Genomic DNA, 16,822 nt, shown 5'->3' with positions numbered 1-16,822 from the left:
GGTCGTGTTCGCTGTCAGCGGCACGCGGCGCCGCACGCGGCGGGGGCTCGTACAGTGGAACCATGCCCTTGAGCGGTCCCCTCTACGAGCGCGTCGCGTCGGCCCCACCCGTGCCCGCGGGCATCCCGATGGTGATCGTGCTGACCGGATTCACGGATGCCGGCGGTGCGATCTCGCAGATGGTCGACATCTTCCGCGAGGACCTGGATCCGGCGCCGCTGGTGACCTTCTCGGCCGACGTGCTCCTCGACTACCGTGCGCGGCGCCCCACGATCACCTTCGACGCCGACCATCTCTCGGACTACCGCCCTCCGCGGCTGGAGTTGTCGCTCGCGCACGACGCGATCGGCCAGCCGTTCGTGCTCCTCGCCGGGTACGAGCCCGATTTCGCCTGGGAGTCGTTCGCGGAGACGGTCATCGGGCTCGCCGAGGGCCTTCAGGTGTCCTCGGTGACCTGGGTCCACGCCATCCCGATGCCGGTGCCCCACACGCGCCCCATCGGAACGACCGTCAGCGGGACCCGCAGCGATCTGACGCAGGCGCACTCCGTGTGGCAGCCGCACACGCAGGTGCCGGCGACCGTGGGACATCTGCTCGAGCACCGCTTCGCGCAGAGCGGCGCCTCCGTCTCGGGGTTCGTTCTCCTCGTGCCGCACTACCTCGCCGACACCGACTATCCCGCCGCGGCATTGGCCGGTCTCGACAGCCTGTCGGTCGCGACGGGCCTCGTCTTCGACGCGGACGGCGTGCGCGAGGAGAACCGGGAGTACGTCTCGAAGGTCGACGACCAGGTCGAGGGCAATCCCGAGCTGACCGCGATGCTGCGCACTCTCGAGGAGCGGTACGACTCCTACATGGCCGGCTCCAACCTGGGCCAGCCGATCATCCACACCGGAGATCTGCCCAGCGCCGATGAGCTCGCCGCCGAGCTCGAGCGCTTCCTCGCCGATCGTCGCACCGATGACCACCGCCGCGACGACGACCGCCGCGGCGAGGACCGCAAGGGCGACGAATGGCGCGGCGACGACCGGCGCGGCCGGCGCTGAGGGGAATGCCCGCCCGTCCCACGACGTTGTGGATGCTGTGGGGATCCTGATCGACTGTTGCGCACGGTGGATCCGATGATGTATGCGACAATGGATCCCTGACCCGTTGTCGACCGAAGGCCGTTTCCCCTGGAAACGGCTGCGGACTTGACAAGGGTCTTACTCCTGTCCGAAAACCCGGCGCTCCCGTCGGTGAAAGGCAAGACGTGACCTCAGGCACGAAGACCACCCGCTCCCGCAAGGTCGAGGAGGAGGAAGCCACGGAGTCCACCACGGAACAGGCCACGAAGAAGCCGGCGGCCAAGAAGGCTCCTGCCAAGGCGCCGGCGAAGGCGAAGGCCGCCCCCAAGACGGCTGCGAAGAAGGCCACGTCGGACGACGACGAGGAGCTGGACGACGACGTCGAGCTCGATGAGGCCGACATCGACGACACCGCCGACGAGGCGACGGACGACGACGCGGAAGACGCTCCCGCGGCCGCGGCCGCCAAGAAGGGCGACGGCGAGGACGACGACGAGGAAGAGGACGGCGCGACCAAGCCGGCCTTCTCCGAGCCGCTGCCGACCGGCGCGATCGTCATCTCGTCGAGCGACGAGGACGATGTCCCGGTCTACTCGACGCAGATCACCGGCGCGACCGCCGACCCGGTCAAGGACTACCTGAAGCAGATCGGCAAGGTGCCGCTGCTGAACGCGGCCGAAGAGGTCGAGCTCGCGATGCGCATCGAGGCGGGTCTGTTCGCCGAGGAGAAGCTGTCGCACATGTCGGCCGCCGAGAAGTCGAGCCAGCTCGGCCTCGACCTCCAGTGGGTCGCCCGCGACGGACAGCGCGCCAAGAGCCACCTGCTCGGCGCCAACCTGCGCCTCGTCGTCTCGCTGGCCAAGCGCTACACGGGCCGCGGCATGCAGTTCCTGGATCTGATCCAGGAGGGCAACCTCGGTCTCATCCGCGCGGTCGAGAAGTTCGACTACACCAAGGGCTTCAAGTTCTCGACGTACGCGACGTGGTGGATCCGCCAGGCCATCACCCGCGCCATGGCGGACCAGGCGCGCACCATCCGCATCCCCGTGCACATGGTCGAGGTCATCAACAAGCTCGCCCGCGTGCAGCGCCAGATGCTCCAGGATCTGGGACGCGAGCCCACGCCCGAGGAGCTGTCGCGCGAGCTCGACATGACCCCCGAGAAGGTCATCGAGGTGCAGAAGTACGGCCGCGAGCCGATCTCGCTGCACACCCCGCTCGGCGAGGACGGCGACAGCGAGTTCGGTGACCTGATCGAGGACACCGAGGCCGTCGTGCCCGCGGATGCCGTCGGATTCACGATGCTGCAGCGTCAGCTCGAGTCGCTGCTCGACTCGCTGAGCGAGCGCGAGGCGGGCGTGATCCGCATGCGCTTCGGTCTCGGCGACGGGCAGCCGAAGACGCTCGACCAGATCGGCGACACGTTCGGGGTCACCCGCGAGCGCATCCGCCAGATCGAGTCGAAGACGATGGCCAAGCTCCGCCACCCGTCGCGGTCGCAGTCGCTGCGGGACTATCTCGAATGAGCGCCGACGTTCCCAACGACGGCAAGGTGCTCACCGTCACCGTCGAGGGGACGACGTTCGCGCGGATCCCCATCCGCACGCGCGTCGTCATGCCCGGCGACGACCTGGACGCGTTCGTGACGGAGTACGCCGCGGCCGAGGTGACGGCGGGGGACCTCCTCTTCGTGACCGAGAAGATCGTCGCGATCACGCAGGGCCGCTCCTACACCCTCGACGAGATCCAGCCGCGTGCCCTCGCGCGCTTCCTCTCGAAGTACGTCACCAAGACCTCGTACGGCATCGGCCTCGGCATGCCCGAGACCATGGAGATGGCGCTGCGCGAATGCGGCACCGTGCGCATCCTGTTCGCGGCCGCGGTGAGCGCCGTCACGAAGCTGTTCGGGCGACGGGGCGACTTCTACCGCATCGCCGGTGACAAGGCGCGCGCGATCGACGGGCCCACGAACGGCACGATCCCGCCCTACAACCGTGCGGTCGTGCTCGGACCGACCAAGCCGGCCGAGGTCGCGACGCGACTGCGGACGCTCCTCGGCGGGCAGGTGGAGGTCGCCGTCGTCGACATCAACGACATCGGCGGCAACATCCTCGGCTCGACGCTCGACAAGGCGGGGGAGCGCCGGCTCGTGCGCATCCTGGCCGACAACCCGCTCGGGCAAGGCCACGAGTCGACTCCGCTGGGAATCATCCGCACCGTCTGAGCCCCACGACGCGAGAACGCCGGCGCCTCCGATTCGGGAGCGCCGGCGTTCTCTCGCGTCGAGGGAGTGTCTTGCCGCGTGCGCTCAGAACCCCATCGCGGCGCGATAGCGCGGCAGGTGTCCGTGCCGGATGCCGGTGGCCGACGGCTTGTTCTCGAAGACGCCCGCGCCCCAGTTGCCCTCGACCAGCACGGGACCGGTCGGCGTCACGACGATGTCCCAGCCGACGTAGCGCACCTCGGGGATGACGAGCGCGACGTCCGAGATGAGGGCGCGCACCTCGTCGATCATCGGCAGTCGATAGTCCGCGATGCGAAACCCCGTGTCGGGGTGGGTCTCGAACAGCTCGCCCGACGTGGAGTAGCCCATGCCCATCGCGCGCCCGTCCTCGTGCAGCGCGGTGTAGAAGCCGCCGAACGACGCCTGGTCGCTCACCTGGCCCCGCCCGAACTTCTGGGCCATGTTGATGATCTCGACCGTGCCGTCGTCCTTGACGAACGTGGTCACCCGCGTCGTGTTGGCGGTTCCGGGGGCGATCGCCTCGAGATCCGGATGCTGGACGATGCGCTCCTCGATGAGCACCTCGCCCTTGTTCCTCAGCTCCGCGTGGAACGCCTCCCAGTCGGTCACCTCGGCGGCGTCGTAGCGGCGCACGCCGAGCCCGGACTTGCTGACGGGGACCTTGGCGATGAAGACCGGATGCCGCTGCGCGAAGGCACGCAGTTCCTCGGCGTTGCCCGGCACGAGCTCGAACCACTCACGCCCGAGGAAACGATCGAAGTCGCGGTTGAAGTCGACCTTGTGGTGGAACCGGTGGACCTGGGCGGGATCGTCGTAGCGGTTGGACAGCTCGAGGGCGAGGGGACTCGTGACCCAGGTGGCGCGCTCGGCCCGCGTGAGGATCGCGAAGTCGAACTCCATGTAGTCGTTGAACCCGACGCGGTGGCGCGCCGCCGACCAGAGCATGTCCACCAGCACGAGCGGATAGCTCTTGCCGTGGACGTTCGCGGTGAACCGCGCCCGCTCCGTCAGCGAGGCGACGTCGAGCCCGCGGGCGCGTTCGACGAGGACCGCGAAGCGGTGGAACAGCGGAAGGCCTCGAGATGCCATGGCAGAGTCCTCCCAGGGACGAGCGGGAACGGGGTTCCCCTCAGTCTACGTGGGGGCCTGCGTGAGGCTCAGCGCGCCTCGGCGAGGCGCGCGGTCTCGTCGTGCCACGACGTGGCGACGGCCCGCAGCTTCTCCTCGTACTTGCGTCCGTGGTGCGCGCAGAACAGCAGCTCGCTGCCGTTCACCTCGGCGGCGATGTAAGCCTGCGCACCACACGAGTCGCAACGGTCCGTTGCGCTCAGTCGGTACTCGAGGACGTCGGGCTCTGCGGTGGTCGACATGCTCATTTCGGGTCCTCCTCGGTACATGAGTTGCGGTGCGGTGTCATGACATACAACCACGCCCTGGCCGCAGGAATGCCGCGATCCGGTCACATTTCGCTGTGCGCGTACCCCGCCGGGGCGCGGGAATACGGCGGTTCGGGAACGGAGTGTGTGTCGCGGCCGCAGTGTCGGCGGGGCTGGATACGCTTGAGGATTGTGACAGCCGAGTATTCCGCCCACCACCTGCAGGTGCTCGAGGGCCTGGAGGCCGTCCGCAAGCGCCCCGGCATGTACATCGGGTCCACCGACTCCCGGGGACTCATGCACTGCGTCTGGGAGATCATCGACAACTCCGTCGACGAGGCCCTCGCCGGCTACGGATCGCGTATCGACGTCGTCCTCCACGACGACGGCAGCGTGGAGGTGCGCGACCGGGCCCGCGGCATCCCCGTCGACGTCGAGCCCCGCACCGGCCTCACGGGCGTCGAGGTCGTCTTCACCAAGCTGCACGCCGGCGGCAAGTTCGGCGGAGGCTCGTATGCGGCATCCGGTGGTCTGCACGGCGTGGGCGCCTCCGTCGTCAACGCCCTCTCCGAGCGTCTCGACGTCGAGGTCGATCGCGGCGGCAAGACGTACGCCATGTCGTTCCGCCGGGGAGAGCCCGGTCGCTTCGACGGCCCGAGCCCCGATTCCGCGTTCACGCCGTTCGAGCGCGCGTCCGAGCTGCGGGTCATCGGCAAGGCGGCCAAGGGCGTCACGGGCACCCGCATCCGCTACTGGGCCGATCGGCAGATCTTCACCAAGGATGCGACGTTCCATGCCGACGAGCTCGAGCAGCGCGCGCGACAGACGGCCTTCCTCATCCCCGGCCTCGAGATCGCGATCGTCGACCAGCGCGGAGCCGAGGTCGTCGAGACGACCCACCGCTACGACGGCGGCATCTCCGAGTTCGCCGAGTTCCTCGCGCCCGACGCGGCCATCACCGACACATGGCGGCTGACGGGCACGGGCACGTTCACGGAGACCGTCCCCGTGCTCCAGGCCGGCGGCGCCATGGTGCCGACCGAGGTCGAGCGCGAGTGCGAGGTCGACATCGCGTTGCGGTGGGGCACCGGCTACGACACGGTCACGCGGTCCTTCGTCAACATCATCGCGACGCCGAAGGGCGGAACCCACCAGGCCGGCTTCGAGCAGGGCCTGATGAAGGTCGTCCGCACGCAGGTGGAGCAGAACGCGCGGCGTCTGAAGGTGGGCGCGGGCGAGAAGCTCGAGAAGGACGACATCCTCGCCGGGCTGACGACCGTCCTGACCGTGCGCCTGCCCGAGCCGCAGTTCGAAGGACAGACCAAGGAGATCCTGGGAACCCCGGCGGTGCGCACGATCGTGGCGAACGTCGTCGCCAAGGAGCTCGGGGAGCGGTTCGCCTCGACCAAGCGCGACGACAAGTCGCAGACCGCCCTGCTGCTGGACAAGGTCGTCTCGGAGATGAAGGCGCGCATCTCCGCGCGCACCCACAAGGAGACCCAGCGCCGCAAGAACGCGCTGGAGTCGTCGTCGCTGCCCGCCAAGCTCGCGGATTGCCGCACCTCCGACGTCGAGCAGTCCGAGCTGTTCATCGTCGAGGGCGACTCCGCCCTCGGCACGGCCAAGCTCGCGCGCAACAGCGAGTACCAGGCCCTCCTGCCGATCCGCGGCAAGATCCTCAACGTGCAGAAGGCGTCGATCAGCGACATGCTCTCGAACGCCGAATGCGCCGCGATCATCCAGACCATCGGTGCCGGCTCCGGCCGCAGCTTCGACCTCGAGGCGGCGCGCTACGGCAAGATCATCCTCATGAGCGACGCCGACGTCGACGGTGCGCACATCCGCACGCTCCTGCTGACGCTGTTCTTCCGCTACATGCGCCCGCTCATCGAGGCGGGACGGGTGTACGCGGCCGTGCCGCCGCTGCACCGGGTCATCGTCGTCAATCCGGGATCGAAGCCGAACGAGACGATCTACACCTACTCGGAGCAGGAGCTGCACGCCTTGCTCGCGAAGGTGCAGAAGTCGGGGCGCCGGTGGCAGGAGCCCGTCCAGCGCTACAAGGGTCTCGGCGAGATGGATGCGGACCAGCTGGCGGAGACCACCATGGATCGTGCCGGGCGGCTGCTGCGGCGCGTCCGGGTCCAGGATGCCGAGGCCGTCTCGGGCGTCTTCGAGCTCCTCATGGGCAGCGACGTGGCACCCCGGCGCGACTTCATCGTCACCTCGAGCGACAAGCTGGACCGCGAGGCGATCGACGCCTGAGGGCCCCTGAAAACGCGCGGGGCCCGAAACCGATCTGGGGGGATTCGGTCTCGGGCCATCGCCGCGGCTACGGGGGACATCCGGATGACGACGAAACCAGATCGGTCTCCTCGTCCCCGAAATCACGGACGTCACGCGCCGTGCCCTGTGAAGAACCGACTGGGGATCAGCTCTTCGGCTAGATAAACAGTAGGCGCGCGAAGATGGCCACGACCTCGACGATAGGCGGATTCGCCTGCGACTTTCGTATAGACCTGTGGCGCGAGGACATCCCGCCGGGATCAGCCGGTCAGGGGGAGCGAAGCGCTCACGACCCAGCCGTTGGACTTGCGTTCGGACTCGAAGGTTCCGCCGAACAGGCGGAAGCGCTCGCGGAGCCGCATGATGCCGTAGCCCGACGCGGGAAGACCCGCGGTGCGCGCCGGCGGGGAGTCGTCGGCGAAGGTGAGATGCACCCAGCCGCGTTCGACCCGCAGGACGATCTTGACGTTGTGGGCACCCGTCGCGTGCTTCAACACGTTCGTCGCACTCTCGCGGATGACGCGGGTGAGAGCGACGAGCGATGCGCTCGGCAGGCGGAGGTCGGCGGGGATGTCCGCATGTACCTCGATGCCGGCCTGACCGAGTTCCTTCGTCACGGCGGCGATGGTGCCGTTGATGCCGTCCGGAGAGGAGACGCGGTCGGGCGAGAGGTTCTCTTCACCGCGCACCATGCCGAGAACGCGGCGGATGTCGGTGAGGGCCTGAACGGCCGCCTCGCGGATCGCCGTCTGCGACTGCGACCGCGTCTGCACGTCTTCGGTGCGGTCCAGGACCGCGGCGTGCAGGGCGACGATGGTGATCTCGTGCGCGACGATGTCGTGCAGCTCGTCCGCGATGAGATCGCGCTCGTGCTTGAGCTGCTCGGCGACTTCGCGCTCGCTGACTTCGAGTTGTAATGCCAAAGACTGCGCCCTCTCGAACTGTTGCCGGATCGCCAGACCGATCATCAGACTCACGACACTGAGGATGGCGACGATGAGCCCGCCCAGTGGCTGGAAGACGGAATCAGGCCTCCAGACGACCGCGACAAGCCAGACGAGCCATGCCACGAAGTACACGGCCGTGAGCAGACCACTGCAGCTGAACGCCACCAGGCCGAGGATCGCCGCCCCCGCGAGGAGGCTGTCGGCAATTCCCGTGACACCGGCCAGCAGCGCCGCAACCACCAGGACGATGGCCGCGACCGGCGGACGCCATGCGAAGAGGGCAACCGAAAGGGTGATGCTTGTCGTGATGGCGGCAGAGATGATGTTGCCCGGACCTCCGGACGTCGCCCGGAAGAGCGAGTCGAGGATCAGGGCCACTGCCGCGAGAATAATGACGATGCGCCGAGCGGCGGGCCGCAGCGGCTGGTACGCCCAGAAGGGCGCTCGCACGAAGCGAAGAAGGTTCTCTCGAACGGAGGTCACCTCGCGATTATCTCGCGAATGTGCACCCTCACTTGAAGATACCGATGAGCTGTCCAAGCCAGTACCACATGTGTTTCACCTCCTGCAATCTCTCGAATCGATTCTTCAAACAGAGGTCCTCTCGCACGACCGACGTATAGCTACATCAGTTGCGACTTTCGTCGATATCGCGTGGAATCGGCGCCACAGCGCTGTTCGTAAGATGGGGATGTGACGGAACCGATTCGGGTGATCATCGTCGACGACGAGTCGCTGGTGCGCGCAGCACTGCGCGTCTTCCTCGATTCGGCTGACGGCTTCGACCTGGTCGGTGAGGCCGACAACGGCATCGACGCGATCGCGCTGGTACGCAGCACCCACCCCGATGTCGTGCTGATGGACGTGCAGATGCCGAAGATGGACGGCATCGAGGCGACGCAGCGGCTGACGCGGGAGTTCCCGGGCATCAAGATCGTCGCCCTGACCACGTTCTCGTCCGAGCGCGTGATCGTGCCGATGCTCAGCGCGGGCGCCTCCGGCTTCCTCGTGAAGGACACGTCGCCCGACCGCATCCTCGACGCCGCTCGTCTCGCTCACGAGGGCGGGTACGTGCTCTCACCCCGGGTGGCGAAGGAACTCGTGAGCTCGGTCCAGCAGAACGAGCCCCCGGCGCCGCGCCAGGTCGGACGGGACGAGGAGTTGACCGAGCGCGAGCTCGAGGTGGTCACCCTCCTCGCCCAGGGCATGTCCAACGCGGAGATCGCCGCCGCGATGTTCGTCTCGGAGGCGACCGTGAAGTCGCACCTGGGCCGCATCACCGCCAAGTGGGGTGTCCGCGACCGCATCCAGGTGCTGATCCGCGCCACGCAGTACGGACTCGTCTCGCTCGGCTGACGCCCCTCAGACGATCGCGGTGCCGACCGCGGCGACGACGGCATCCAGGGCCTGTCCGGACGCGTCGCGCTTGGCGCCGACGTCGGGGAGCGTTCGCACCGCACCGTCGGCCGCGAGCGCACGCGGCTCGACGCCGACCCACGCCAGGGTGAGCGCGTCCTCGCCCTTGAGCAGGCGCTGCGCGCGCACGCCGCCCGTGGCGCGGCCCTTCGGCGGGAACTCCGAGAAGGACGAGACCTTCGCGCTTCCCGCATCGGTGCCGGCGATCGCGAGCAGCGAGCCCGCGATCGTGACGACCACCGCGGCGTCGGCGTCCGTGACGGCCGTGAACGCGATCACGCTCGCGCCGTCCGAGAGTCGGATGCCCGCCATGCCGCCCGCCGAGCGCCCCTGGGGACGCACACTCGACGCATCGAAACGCAGCAGCTGCGCATCGGATGCCACGAACACGAGCTCTGCGCCGTCGGGCGCGATCGCCGCGCCGACGACGCGGTCGCCGTCCTTCAACGAGATGATCTCGACGTCGTGCTTGCCCGGCGCCAGCTCCGCGGTGGAGACGCGTTTGACGACGCCCTGCGCCGTGCCGAGAGCGACGACGACCTCTCCGAGCGGGACGATGCCGACGACGTGCTCGCCCGCCGCCAGGCCCAGGTACTGATCCGCGCGCGTCCCCGCAGCCAGCTGGACGGCATTGGCCGGCACGGAGGGCAGGTCGACGGGGGAGAAGCGCACGAGGCGTCCGAGGCTGGTCACGGCGCCCACATCGCCGCGCGTCGTGGCATCGACGGCGGCGCGGATGCCGTCGTGCTTCGCACGCCGCGTGGGGGCGACCACCTCGCCCGACTCGCCGAGCTCCGCGCGCACCATGCGACCGGTGGCCGACAGGAAGACCCGACAGGGCGCGTCGGCGATCTGCAGGTCGGCCGGCGCCGCGCTGCGCGAGCGCGCGGCGACGGGCCCGCCGTTGAGCAGCATCGTGCGCCGCGGTGTGCCGAACGTCTCCGCCGCGGCATCCAGCTCGTGCGCGACCTGCCGACGCAGCAGCACGTCGCTGGCCAGCAGGGCTTCCAGCTCGGCGATCTCCTTCTTCAGCGCATCCTGCTCGGTCTCCAGCTCGATGCGGGAGAACCGGGTGAGACGGCGCAGGCGCAGTTCGAGGATGTACTCCGCCTGCACCTGCGACAGGTCGAAGACGCTCATCAGCTTGGAGCGCGCCTGCTCGCTGTCATCGGAGGCGCGGATGACCTGGATCACCTCGTCGATGTCGAGGATCGCGATGAGCAGACCCTCCACGAGGTGGAGTCGCTCCTGCTTGCGGGCAAGGCGGTAGCGGCTGCGCCGGGTGACCACCTGGATGCGGTGGTCGAGGTAGACGCGCAGGAGCGGCTTGAGCCCGAGCGTCTGCGGCTGGCCGTCGACGAGCGCCACGTTGTTGATGCCGAACGAGTCCTCGAGCGGGGTGAGGCGATACAGCTGCTCCAGGACGGCCGCGGCGTCGAAGCCGGTCTTGATGCCGATCACGAGCCGCAGCCCGTGGTTGCGGTCGGTCAGATCGTTGACGTCGGCGATGCCGGTCAGCTTCTTCGCGTTGACGGCATCCTTGATCTTCTCGATCACGCGCTCGGCGCCCACCATGTAGGGCAGCTCGGTGACGACGATGCCGGTGCGACGCGGTCCGAGCGACTCGATGGAGGTCTTGGCCCGGGTGCGGAAGGTGCCGCGCCCGGTCTCGTACGCCTCGGTGATGCCGTCGAGGCCGACGATGATGCCGCCGCCGGGCAGATCCGGCCCGGGAACGAACTCCATGAGCTCCGCGGTCGTCGCGTCGGGGTTGTCCAGCAGGTGGATCGCCGCCGCGACGACCTCGATGAGGTTGTGCGGCGCCATGTTGGTGGCCATGCCCACCGCGATGCCCGAGGCGCCGTTGACCAAGAGGTTCGGGAACGCCGCGGGCAGCACCGCCGGCTGCTGGAACTGACCGTCGTAGTTGGGGACGAAGTCGACGACGTCCTCGTCGAGGTTCTCCGTCAGCGCGAGAGCGGCCGGGGCCAGTCGCGCCTCGGTGTAGCGGGCCGCGGCGGGACCGTCGTCGAGCGACCCGAAGTTGCCGTGCCCGTCGACGAGGGGCACGCGCAGCGCGAACGGCTGAGCGAGGCGCACGAGCGCGTCGTAGATCGCCGAGTCGCCGTGCGGGTGGAGCTTGCCCATGACCTCGCCGACCACGCGCGCACTCTTGACGTGTCCGCGGTCGGGCCGCAGGCCCATGTCGGCCATCTGGAACAGGATGCGCCGCTGCACGGGCTTGAGCCCGTCCCGGGCGTCGGGAAGGGCGCGGGAGTAGATCACCGAGTACGCATACTCGAGGAAGGAGTCCTGCATCTCCGCAGAGACGTCGACGTCCTCGATGCGGCCGTGATCCTCGGGGATGGACGCGGTGCGCGAAGCTGCCATGGATGTGCGGTTCCCTCGGTGCTCGGGTGGGCCGGGAAGAGGGGCCCGTGCGCCGTGTGCGAGACTGGCCCCGATGTCTCTCAGCCTACCCGCGGACCCGCCATCGGCCCGGAGCCTCACCGGTATCGTGCCGCAATTGCTGCGCTCTCTGAACGGCCCCGCGGACTGGTTCCCGCCCGCCCGTTCGGCCGTCCTCGTGCTCGTCGACGGGCTCGGTCGGGGCAACCTCGCGGCCCGCGCCGGCCACGCCCGCTTCCTCATGGAACGCCTGACGAAGAAGGACACCGCGCGCAGCACCTTCCCGTCGACCACGGCGACGGCGCTCACGAGCCTGCTGACCGGAGTGGATGCCGGCATCCACGGCATCGTCGGCTACCGGGGCCGCGTGCCGGGCACCTCCTCCGCTCCCAACCAGCTCAAGGGATGGGAGACCGACCGGCTCGACCCCCTGACGTGGCAGCGGGCGGAGCCGCTGCTGCAGCGCGAGTCGGACGCCGGGCGGGCGTGCTTCGTCGTGAGCAAGGGCGTGTACCGCGACAGCGGCTTCACTCGCGCGATCCAGCGCGGGGCGACGTTCGTCGGTGCGGCGACTCCCGCCGAGCGCCTCGCCACGGCCGCCGACCTCGCCGCCACCCACGCCGGCGCTCTCGTCTACGTCTACCTCCCCGAGCTCGACACCCTCGGGCATGCGCACGGGTGGGAGTCCGAGAACTGGTTGCGCGGCCTCGAAGACCTCGACGCCGAGCTGCGCCGCTTCGAGAACGCGTTGCATCCGGGCACCGGCGCGCTCGTCACGGCGGATCACGGCATGGTCGACGTTCCCGCTCACCGCCACGTGCTGCTGCGCGAGGGCGACGCGCTCCTCGACGGCGTCGAGCTGGTCGCGGGCGAGCCGCGTCTGCTGCAGCTGTACAGCGAGGAGGGCGCCGCCGACGGCGTCGCCGCGCGCTGGCGGGAGGCCGAGGGCTCACGCTCGTGGGTGCTGACCCGCGCGGAGGCGATCGCCGCGGGCCTCTACGGTCCCGTGGTGGATGCCGAGGTGCTGCCGCGCATCGGCGATGTGCTCGTCGCGGCCCGCGGGGCCGTGGCGTACTACGACGACCGTCTCTCGGACAAGAAGCCGCAGCGGATGGTCGGACAGCACGGCTCACTCACCGATCAGGAGCGCATCGTCCCGCTGATCCGGCTCGGCGCCTTCACCACCCGGTAGCGCGGCGCGACTCGAGGCGGCTCAGCCGTCCTCGGTCCGCGCGCCGAAGACGATCTCGTCCCACGACGGCATGGAGGTGCGGCCCTTGCGCCGCGACGCCTCGCTGATGACGGTGTCCTCGATGCCGGCGGCGCTGTCGTCGGTCTCGGCGTCGGCGTCGTCGTAGCCCGGTTCGAGCGCGTCGAAGAGTGCGACGGGGGAGTGGGCGCGTTCGGGTGCCGACTCCTCGGCCGGCATCGGCTCGCGCTGACCCCTGCGCCGGCGCAACGCCTCCAGGAGGTCCGCCGTCTCCGCCGAGGTCACGGCGTGATCGGGGGCCCGCTTGATCGCGGCATCCTGAACGGCGGGCGCGACCGGCGTGCGCACGTCGGGCCGGACGATGTCCGCCTCGGGTGCCGTCGCGGAGGGGTCGAGGTCGAGGCGGCGGGGACCGAACGCCCCCGAGTCGAATCGGGACGCATCCTTCAGGGGCGAGGCGTCGAGCGCGCGCAGTCGGGGGATCAGCCCCTCCGGCAGCGAGCCCTGACGCGAGAGCTGCGTCGCGTCGGCGTTGAGGGGCGCGAGGCTGCTCCGGCGCGGGTCGAAGCTCCACCGCGCGTCGTGGTCGACCTCGTTGGCCGTGAACTCGAGCTTCACGACCCAGCCGTCCTCGTCCTTCCAGCTGGTCCAGCGTTCGCCGGTGGCGCCCGCTTCCGCGAGCTTGGCGCGCACCGCCACGCCGAACGTCGGCTGCGCGTTCGCGTCGAGCTCGCCGGCGATCAGCACGGGAACGGCGAGGGCCTGACCGACGATGTGCTCGCGCTCGGCCAGCACCGGGCGCTCGAAGCGCTGCACGTCCTCGATCCGCGCACCGAGGAGCTCGGCGACCTCCTGCGCCGACAGGCCGGAGCGGATGTGGGCCTGGATGTCGCGCGGGCTCGGTCGCGCGGAACGCGGTTCGCTCTCACGCTGGGAGCGGCGCAGCTGACTGCGCAGCGTCTCATCGACCGGCAGGGCATAGCGCTCGCCCGCCTCCGTGGCGAGGACGAGGATGCCCTCTTCGGTTCCGATGACTTTGAGCTGTTCCATGCGAAACACCCCTCCCGTTCCCTGCTCGGGCACGATTCCGTTGCCGCGCCCATGCTGTCACAGCAGATCGCCGCCCCTGGGAATATCGCGGGCGTGCCGCGAGTTCCATGCGACGCACCCGCCGGAAGCGGGCACGCGCACGACGATCATTTGCGAAATCCCGACCCGTCGTGCAAACTATCGCCGCCCCACGTCGGTCCGCCCGCCGCTGGTCGGCATTTGGCAACAACCTGGAAGTTGAGAGCATGGCGACCGATTACGACGCCCCCCGCAAGACCGACGACGACAGCGAGTCGATCGAGGCTCTGAAGGAGCGCGTTCCCGACAAGATGTCCGGGGCCGTCGACGTCGAGGATGCCGACAACCCCTCGGGCTTCGAACTGCCCGGAGCCGATCTCTCCGACCTCGAGCTCGACGTGGTCGTGCTCCCGCCGCAGGAGGACGAATTCACCTGCATCGAGTGCTTCCTCGTGAAGCACCGCACGCAGATCGACCACGAGACCGCCGGCGGCGCCGTCTGCGTCGAGTGCGCCTGATCTGACGTCAGCGCGTCTGCGCACGCCTGATCGCGGCGATGACCCGGTCAGGCGTGCGTGTCGCGAACACCCACTGCGTCACCGGGTCGCCCGGATCGGTGACGGCGATCCGCACCACCGGGTCGATGCCGCCCCTGAGCAGATGCCACGCGTCGCGCGAGAGTTCCGGCCCCCGCGCCGCCCGGGCCTCCTCGCCCCAGAGGGCCTCCGCCTCGCCGAGGTCGTCGACGCCGATGTGCGCGCGACCGACCCGCAGCTCGCCACCTCGCACCTCGACGACGGGGGAGGCGAACACCATCAGTGCGATCAGGGCCGCCGCCACGGCGATGCCGGCCCCGAGGGCGATCGTCGGATCGAGCGGCACGAAGACCAGCGCCACCATGGGCGCGAGCACGGCGGCGCTCAGCAATGTCCACAGCGACGGGCTGAGCCGCTCGCGGTAGACGAGGTCGGTGGGCGAGAAGGGGGCTGTGGCGGCGATGTGCATTACCCTCGTGGAGTGATCGAATCCGTGGACGTTCCCATTATCGCGTCGCAGGTTCCCGTCTACGCGCACCCGGGCGATGCCGGCGCCGATCTGGTCGCGACCGAGGCCGTCCGCCTCGAGCCCGGCGAGCGGGCGCTCGTGGGAACGGGCGTGCGCATCGCACTGCCCGACGGCTACGTCGCGTTCGTCGTCCCGCGCAGCGGGCTGGCCGCCAAGCACGGCATCACCATCGTCAACGCGCCCGGAACGATCGACGCCGGCTACCGGGGCGAGATCAAGGTGGCGCTGTTGAACACCGACCCCCGCGACGCGTACGAGATCGCCCCCGGCGACCGCATCGCGCAGATGATCGTCATGCCCGTGCCGCGCGTCCGCTTCCTTCCCGTCGAGACGTTGCCCGAGTCCACCCGGGGCGAGGGCGGCTTCGGCTCGACGGGCTACCAGACAGGAGTCATCGCATGAGCGACGAACCGCAGACCCCCGGCGCCGGCGACCGCGCCTCGACCGGCCCGTTCGACGAGTCGGAGGCCAACCCGGTCCGGCCGTACATCGACCTCGGCGGCATCAAGGTGCTCCCACGGGAGGGCCTCAACCTCCGTCTCGAAGTGGAGGAGCAGACGAAGAGGATCGTGGCCGTCGGCCTCGACTACGCAGAGTCGACCCTGCAGGTGCAGCCCTTCGCCGCCCCCCGCTCGAGCGGCCTGTGGGACGAGACCCGCGAGCAGATCCGCCAGCAGATCCGCCAGCAGGGCGGACGGGTGGAGGAGCGCGAGGGCCCGCTCGGGCCGGAGCTGCTGGCCGAGGTGCCGGTCGTCAGCGGACCCGACGCCGTCGCGGGCAAGCGCCTCGCGCGGTTCGTCGGCGTCGACGGTCCGCGGTGGTTCCTGCGCGGCGTCATCGGCGGCGCGGCCACCACCGACGTCGATGCCGCGGCACGGGTGGAAGACCTCTTCCGTTCGATCGTGGTCGTCCGCGGCGGCAGCCCCATGCCCCCGCGCGACCTGATCCCGCTGAAGATGCCGGCAGCTCCCGGTACGGCATGAGCATCCCCGACGACGACGCGCGAGCGTCGGCATCCGACCCCCTCACGCCGCCGTCGGCCTCCGACATCCTGGGACAGGCGCTCGGCGGCGCCGCACGGCGGGCCGGACTGGACCCGTCGCGACAGTCGCACACCGGTCACGTCGTGTGGGCCGCCATGGGCGGCTGGCGGGGCGTGCTGGAGAGCGTGCTGCCGGGGCTGGCGTTCGTCATCCTCTTCACGGTGACGCAGGACCTCGCGCTCTCGCTCGCGATCTCGGTGGGAGCCGCGGCGCTGTTCACCGTCGTGAGACTCGTGCAGCGCTCGCCCGTCAGCGCTGCGCTGGGCGGTCTCATCGCCGCCGCAGCCGCCGCAGCGCTCGCGCTGTGGACCGGACGCGGCCAGGACAACTTCGTTCCCGGCCTCATCACCAACGCCGTGTACGGCACCGCGTTCCTCGTGTCGGCCCTCATCGGATGGTCGATCATCGGCCTGGCGGTCGGCTTCCTCATGAACGAGGGCACCGCCTGGCGGGCTGACAACCGCAAACGTCGCGTCTTCTTCTGGCTCGCGATCGCCTGGGCCGGCCTCTTCTACCTCCGTCTCGCCGTGCAGCTCCCGTTCTACTTCTCCGGCGACGTCACGACCCTCGGGACCCTCAAGCTCGTGATGGGTCTGCCGCTGTTCGCTCCGCTCGTCGCCGTGACCTGGCTCGCCGTCCGGGCGGTCTACCCGCGCCGCGTCGAGGACGACGGCGACGTCGCGGCGTGAT

The 16,822-nt window shown here is 69.6% G+C and carries 16 protein-coding genes; 10 read left to right on the top strand and 6 right to left on the bottom strand.

Going from position 1 to position 16,822, the window contains the following annotated elements:
* Positions 1–62: 62 nt before the first annotated feature.
* The 3 genes from AC6CQV_RS06195 to AC6CQV_RS06185 all read left to right on the top strand — a co-directional run bounded on the left by AC6CQV_RS06195 (position 63) and on the right by AC6CQV_RS06185 (position 3,291).
* Positions 63–1,046, top strand: a complete 984-nt coding sequence (locus AC6CQV_RS06195) for a proteasome assembly chaperone family protein (protein ID WP_498260531.1) — start codon at positions 63–65, stop codon at positions 1,044–1,046.
* Positions 1,047–1,252: 206 nt separating this feature from the next.
* Positions 1,253–2,593 carry an RNA polymerase sigma factor gene (locus AC6CQV_RS06190; RefSeq protein WP_101306349.1) on the top strand — a complete coding sequence of 447 codons (1,341 nt, stop codon included), beginning with the start codon at positions 1,253–1,255 and terminating at the stop codon, positions 2,591–2,593.
* Positions 2,590–3,291, top strand: coding sequence for a coenzyme F420-0:L-glutamate ligase (locus tag AC6CQV_RS06185; protein ID WP_498260530.1), 702 nt, complete (start codon positions 2,590–2,592; stop codon positions 3,289–3,291). The genes AC6CQV_RS06190 and AC6CQV_RS06185 overlap by 4 nt, the downstream gene beginning before the upstream one ends.
* An 84-nt stretch (positions 3,292–3,375) precedes the next feature.
* On the opposite strand, the gene AC6CQV_RS06180 is transcribed toward AC6CQV_RS06185, so the two are convergent.
* On the bottom strand, positions 3,376–4,401 hold the full coding sequence (locus AC6CQV_RS06180; RefSeq protein WP_498260529.1) for a sugar-transfer associated ATP-grasp domain-containing protein: 1,026 nt from the start codon (positions 4,399–4,401) through the stop codon (positions 3,376–3,378).
* A 68-nt stretch (positions 4,402–4,469) separates the two neighbouring features.
* Positions 4,470–4,688 (bottom strand): DUF7455 domain-containing protein, encoded by a 219-nt coding sequence (locus AC6CQV_RS06175; protein ID WP_060959546.1) that lies wholly within the window; start codon positions 4,686–4,688, stop codon positions 4,470–4,472.
* A 192-nt stretch (positions 4,689–4,880) separates the two neighbouring features.
* Here AC6CQV_RS06175 and AC6CQV_RS06170 point away from each other — a divergent pair, with 192 nt between their 5' ends.
* On the top strand, positions 4,881–6,953 hold the full coding sequence (locus AC6CQV_RS06170) for a DNA gyrase/topoisomerase IV subunit B (RefSeq protein WP_375140947.1): 2,073 nt from the start codon (positions 4,881–4,883) through the stop codon (positions 6,951–6,953).
* Between the two features lie 281 nt (positions 6,954–7,234).
* Here the strand turns inward: AC6CQV_RS06170 and AC6CQV_RS06165 are convergent, their stop codons facing one another.
* Positions 7,235–8,404: a sensor histidine kinase gene (locus tag AC6CQV_RS06165; protein WP_498260528.1), complete on the bottom strand. Its 1,170-nt coding sequence runs from the start codon at positions 8,402–8,404 to the stop codon at positions 7,235–7,237.
* Positions 8,405–8,614: 210 nt separating this feature from the next.
* Here AC6CQV_RS06165 and AC6CQV_RS06160 point away from each other — a divergent pair, with 210 nt between their 5' ends.
* Complete coding sequence (locus tag AC6CQV_RS06160; RefSeq protein ID WP_082734145.1) at positions 8,615–9,277, top strand: response regulator; 663 nt, start codon at positions 8,615–8,617, stop codon at positions 9,275–9,277.
* A 6-nt stretch (positions 9,278–9,283) separates the two neighbouring features.
* Here AC6CQV_RS06160 and AC6CQV_RS06155 read toward each other — a convergent pair whose 3' ends face one another.
* Entirely contained in the window at positions 9,284–11,728 is a 2,445-nt protein-coding gene (locus AC6CQV_RS06155) for a DNA gyrase/topoisomerase IV subunit A (RefSeq protein ID WP_101306352.1), read from the bottom strand.
* A gap of 73 nt (positions 11,729–11,801) precedes the next feature.
* Between AC6CQV_RS06155 and AC6CQV_RS06150 the strand changes: the two genes are divergently transcribed.
* Positions 11,802–12,938: an alkaline phosphatase family protein gene (locus AC6CQV_RS06150; protein WP_498260527.1), complete on the top strand. Its 1,137-nt coding sequence runs from the start codon at positions 11,802–11,804 to the stop codon at positions 12,936–12,938.
* Positions 12,939–12,959: 21 nt separating this feature from the next.
* Here the strand turns inward: AC6CQV_RS06150 and sepH are convergent, their stop codons facing one another.
* Positions 12,960–14,006, bottom strand: coding sequence for a septation protein SepH (gene sepH / locus AC6CQV_RS06145; RefSeq protein ID WP_060959551.1), 1,047 nt, complete (start codon positions 14,004–14,006; stop codon positions 12,960–12,962).
* A 245-nt stretch (positions 14,007–14,251) separates the two neighbouring features.
* On the opposite strand from sepH, the gene AC6CQV_RS06140 reads away from it, so the two are divergent.
* Complete coding sequence (locus AC6CQV_RS06140) at positions 14,252–14,542, top strand: DUF4193 domain-containing protein (protein ID WP_060959552.1); 291 nt, start codon at positions 14,252–14,254, stop codon at positions 14,540–14,542.
* A gap of 7 nt (positions 14,543–14,549) precedes the next feature.
* Here AC6CQV_RS06140 and AC6CQV_RS06135 read toward each other — a convergent pair whose 3' ends face one another.
* Positions 14,550–15,029 (bottom strand): DUF3093 domain-containing protein, encoded by a 480-nt coding sequence (locus AC6CQV_RS06135; RefSeq protein ID WP_060959553.1) that lies wholly within the window; start codon positions 15,027–15,029, stop codon positions 14,550–14,552.
* A gap of 12 nt (positions 15,030–15,041) precedes the next feature.
* Between AC6CQV_RS06135 and dut the strand changes: the two genes are divergently transcribed.
* The 3 genes from dut to AC6CQV_RS06120 are packed head-to-tail and all read left to right on the top strand — an operon-like array spanning position 15,042 to position 16,821.
* The gene (gene dut, locus AC6CQV_RS06130) at positions 15,042–15,491 is read left to right on the top strand and encodes a dUTP diphosphatase (RefSeq protein WP_498260526.1); all 450 of its coding nucleotides are present in this window, start codon (positions 15,042–15,044) and stop codon (positions 15,489–15,491) included.
* On the top strand, positions 15,488–16,072 hold the full coding sequence (locus AC6CQV_RS06125) for a DUF3710 domain-containing protein (protein ID WP_060959555.1): 585 nt from the start codon (positions 15,488–15,490) through the stop codon (positions 16,070–16,072). Before dut ends, AC6CQV_RS06125 begins: the two co-directional genes overlap by 4 nt.
* Positions 16,069–16,821, top strand: a complete 753-nt coding sequence (locus AC6CQV_RS06120; protein WP_101306354.1) for a DUF3159 domain-containing protein — start codon at positions 16,069–16,071, stop codon at positions 16,819–16,821. Before AC6CQV_RS06125 ends, AC6CQV_RS06120 begins: the two co-directional genes overlap by 4 nt.
* The last annotated feature ends 1 nt before the right edge of the window (position 16,822 follow it).

The organism is Microbacterium sp. EG9 (genome assembly GCF_059759475.1).
This window is presented reverse-complemented; position numbering and strand designations above follow the sequence as displayed.